We start from the raw sequence: 2,712 nt of genomic DNA on the forward strand, positions 1-2,712 counted from the left end.
GGAGCCGCAGCTTCCGGACGTCGAGCATGCAGGGGTCCAATTCATTAGCAGAAGTAAAGATGACTGGTGGATAAAGGCCACTTTTACTAATCGTACCCCGCGTTCATACTGGAGGAAAGCGTTGCAAACGAGGCAACGAGCAACAAGGAAACCAGGGATGTTTCCGGGTAAGAGATCGGACCCGCACAATGACCACCCAGCTCCCCAGCCGGCAGGAAACCACCCTCCCTCCCGCCGGCCCCGTCGATCCCGGAATGACGGCGACCCCCGCGAACCGGCTCGATCTTCCCGACCGCCTCGCAGGAGAGACAGTCTCCCTGGTACGCCGCTGGCTCACCGAGGCCTCGCAGGTACCCGTCGATGCCTCGGCGGAGCAGCTCGCCGGTGTGTTGAAGGACCCGAACGGCCTGGAGTTCACCGTCGGTTTCGTGGACGGCGTCATCCGCCCGGAGGATCTGTCCGTCGCAGCCCGCAACCTGGCAGCCATCGCCCCGAAGGTGCCCTCCTTCCTCCCCTGGTACATGCGCTCCGCCGTGAAGGTGGGAGCCGCCGTCGCGCCCGTGCTGCCGCAGGTGGTCATTCCGATCGCCCGGAAGGTGCTGCGCGAAATGGTGGGGCACCTCATCATCGACGCATCGGACAGGAAGCTGGGCCGATCGATCGGCAGGATCCGCCGGGACGACGTCCGGCTCAACGTCAACCTGCTCGGCGAGGCGGTGCTCGGCGAGCACGAGGCCGAGCGGCGTCTCGACGGCACGATGAAACTGCTGGCACGGCCCGACGTCGACTACGTGTCGATCAAGGTGTCCTCCACGGTGTCGCCGCACTCGGCATGGGCCTTCGAGGAGGCTGTGCAGCATGTGACGGAGAAACTGACTCCCCTGTACGAGCGCGCAGCCGCCGCATCGAAGCCGAAGTTCATCAACCTCGACATGGAGGAGTACAAGGACCTCGACCTGACCATCGCGGTCTTCACCGCCATCCTCGACAAGCCCGCTTTTCGGGACCTCGAGGCCGGGATCGTACTGCAGGCCTACCTGCCCGATTCGCTCACCGCCATGATCCGGCTCCAGGAGTGGGCGGCACAGCGGCGTGCCCGAGGCGGTGCCGGGATCAAGGTCCGCGTGGTCAAGGGTGCCAATTTGCCGATGGAGCAGGTCGAGGCGTCCCTCCACGACTGGCCGCTCGCCACGTGGGGGTCCAAGCAGGAATCGGACACCCACTACAAGCGCGTCCTGAACTACGCGCTACACCCGGACCGCATCGCGAATGTCCGGGTCGGCGTCGCCGGGCACAACCTGTTCGACCTCGCGTTCGCCTGGCTGCTGGCCGGAGAGCGCGGAGTGCGCCACGGCATCGAGTTCGAGATGCTGCTCGGCATGGCACAGGGGCAGGCCGAAGCCGTCAAGAAGGACGTCGGCTCGCTGCTGCTCTACACCCCGGTGGTGCATCCGAAAGAGTTCGACGTCGCCATCGCCTACCTGATCCGGCGGCTCGAGGAGGGTGCGAGCCAGGAGAACTTCATGTCCGCGGTCTTCGAACTGTCGGAGAACGAAGCCCTCTTCGCCCGCGAGGAGCAGCGCTTCCTCCGCTCGCTCGACGCCCTGGACACCCGCGTACCGGGGCCGAATCGGACGCAGGACCGGAGCCGGGCAGAGCTCCCGTCGCCTGCGGACTCCTTCGCGAATACGCCGGACACCGACCCGTCCCTTCCCGCGAACCGCGCCTGGGGCCGTGCTGCGCTGCGACGCGTGGAAACCTCGGAACTGGGCAAGGCGCTCGTCGAGGCCACCACCCTGACCGACTCCGCCAAGCTGCATGCGGTCATCGGAACGGCCATCGAGGAAGCTTCAGGCTGGGGCAGCCTCACCGGCGCCGAGCGCGCCGCCGTCCTGCACCGTGCGGGCGATGCCCTCGCGGCACGCAGGGCCGACCTCATGGAGGTCATGGCGTCGGAGACGGGCAAGACGCTCGATCAGTCGGACCCGGAGATTTCCGAGGCGATCGACTTCGCGCATTTCTACGCTGAGCTGGCGCGTGGGCTCGACGACGTCGACGGCGCTGCCTTCGTCCCGTCGAAGCTCACCGTGGTCACGCCGCCGTGGAACTTCCCCGTGGCCATTCCCGCCGGGTCCACCCTCGCCGCACTGGCTGCCGGTTCCTCGGTGATCATCAAGCCGGCCACCCAGGCCCAGCGCAGCGGGTCGGTGATGGTCGAGGCATTGTGGGAAGCGGGTGTTCCCCGCGGTGTCCTGCACCTGGTCCAGCTCGACGAGAAATCGCTCGGCACCCAGCTCATCTCGGACCCCCGGGTGGACCGCGTCATCCTGACCGGCGGTTACGAGACCGCGGAGCTTTTCCGGTCCTTCCGCGAGGACCTGCCCCTGCTTGCCGAGACGTCGGGAAAGAACTCGGTCATCGTGACGCCGAGCGCCGACTTCGACCTCGCGGCCAGGGATGTTGCCTACTCGGCCTTCGGCCACGCCGGCCAGAAGTGCTCAGCAGCCTCACTTGTGATCCTTGTGGGAAGCGTCCGCGAATCGCACCGGTTCCGGAACCAGCTCGTGGACGCCGTCACCTCACTGAAGGTGGGCTACCCCTCGGATCCGGCCACGCAGATGGGCCCGATCATCGAGCCTGCCGCAGGCAAGCTCCTCGACGGCCTCACGACGCTCGGCGAGGGTGAGATGTGGCTGGTGGAGCCCCGCCGGC

Annotated in this window: 1 protein-coding gene; it reads left to right on the forward strand. The window is 66.9% G+C overall.

What is annotated here, in order from left to right; translation table 11 throughout:
• Positions 1-254: 254 nt before the first annotated feature.
• On the forward strand, positions 255-2,712 hold a 2,458-nt coding region (locus Y705_RS19500; protein ID WP_049822676.1), incomplete at its 3' end, for a proline dehydrogenase family protein.

The sequence above is a fragment of the Arthrobacter sp. H41 genome, from assembly GCF_000520535.1.
In the GTDB taxonomy this organism is placed as follows: Bacteria; Actinomycetota; Actinomycetes; order Actinomycetales; family Micrococcaceae; genus Arthrobacter_D.